The organism is Microbacterium sp. Bi128, from assembly GCF_918698205.1.
The window spans coordinates 1-1051 of sequence record NZ_CAKKMM010001646.1 but is presented as its reverse complement, the minus strand read 5'-3'; the positions used below and the strand labels follow the sequence as shown (position 1 = coordinate 1051).

At 65.2% G+C, this 1051-nt stretch carries 2 protein-coding genes; both read right to left on the bottom strand.

Annotated elements, in window-relative coordinates:
- The coding region (locus LQV45_RS35215; RefSeq protein WP_230012670.1) for a glycosyltransferase family 2 protein at positions 1–329 on the bottom strand (329 nt) is incomplete at its 3' end.
- A gap of 1 nt (position 330) precedes the next feature.
- The coding region (locus LQV45_RS35210) for a glycosyltransferase family 2 protein (RefSeq protein WP_230012667.1) at positions 331–1051 on the bottom strand (721 nt) is incomplete at its 5' end.

Below are 1051 nucleotides of genomic sequence, written 5' to 3'. Positions count from 1 at the left end.
ATCGCCGCGAGCCGTTCGAGCCAGTCCGGCTCGGCTTCGGCGTCGTCATCGAGGAAGGCCACGATCTCGGCCTTGGCGATGCCTGCTCCGGTGTTGCGGGCGCCCGAGAGACCCTTGGGTCCGGCGTTCTCGATAATTACGGCATCCGGGACGGTAAAGATCAGGCGCTTGTACAAGTCCACGTTGTAGTCCACGACGACGATCGTCTGCTTGGGTGGGAAGGTCTGGGTGCGGACGGAGTCCAGGGCGCCGATCAGCTGGTCCCACCGGTCCTCCGAGTAGGAGCAAATGACCACGGATACTTCCGGAAGGCTGGAGTTCTCGGACATCCTATTCGCCTGCCCGTACGCCCAGGACGCTGCTGGGATCGGTGGGAACGTGCGGGAAGACCTCGTTGGGGTACTTGTACTTGACCCGACGCAGGGCCTCGGGGCGGGCGCCGGCGGTCGGGGCTTCCCAGCTCACGCGCTCGCGGGCGAGGGTGCGGAGGACCCGCCAGCCGTCCCGGAAGGTATGCAGGTTTGACTGCCCGGAGATGCGGGACAGTTCGTGGCTGGGCACCTCGGCAATGCGCAGGCCGGCCCTCGAGGCCCGCACAATCAGTTCAGTTTCGATCTCGAACCCGTCCGACTCCAGCTCCAGAATGTCAACGCATTCCCTGCGCAGGGCGATGTAGCCGTAGCAAAGGTCCGAGTAGTCGCTGTGGAGGACCGTGTTGGCGAGCCGGGTGAGCATCTTGTTTCCGCCGCTGCGCAGCCATGTGAGATCGTCTGAGCCGCCGCCCGTCACATAGCGGGAGCCTTTGACGAAGTCGTATTCGTGCTGGAGCGGAGTCACCAGCCAGCCGATCTCCTGGGGGTCCATACTGCCGTCGCCGTCGAGCATGACGATGATGTCGCCGGAGGCTGCGGCGAATCCGGCCCGCACGGCGTTTCCTTTGCCGGGGCGGGGCTCTGCCACCACCACGACGTCCAGGCGCAAGGCCCGGGCCACCTCCACTGTGCCGTCCAGGGAACGGCCGTCAACAATTACCACCTCATCCACATAGGAC